Annotated in this window: 1 protein-coding gene; it reads left to right on the forward strand. The window is 68.9% G+C overall.

The genetic code is table 11. The features are described 5' to 3' along the window. A partial coding sequence (locus SB717_RS39110; protein ID WP_410908665.1) for a hypothetical protein occupies positions 1-223 on the forward strand: 223 nt, incomplete at its 5' end. Positions 224-241: the final 18 nt, after the last annotated feature.

A 241-nucleotide genomic window follows, 5' to 3' on the forward strand; every position in this document is an offset into this window, starting at 1 on the left:
GGAGGCGCATATCGACCGTCTGCGCAATGAGCGCCATGGCGCGGCGAGCCTGCAGGCCGAAGAGCGCCAGCGCATGGTGTCCTGCCTGATCGATGTTGCCGAACGTCTGGAAGCCTTCGCGGCCGACCTGGAGGGCGATCCGCCCCCTGATACGGGCGATGCGGCCACGTCCGGCGAGGCGGATGACACGTCCGAGCTGCCTCTTGCAGATGCCCGCGCTTGAGGCCGGCGCCGGAAAACG

Source organism: Priestia sp. SIMBA_032 (genome assembly GCF_046535215.1).
In the GTDB taxonomy this organism is placed as follows: Bacteria; Bacillota; Bacilli; order Bacillales; family Bacillaceae_H; genus Priestia; species Priestia aryabhattai.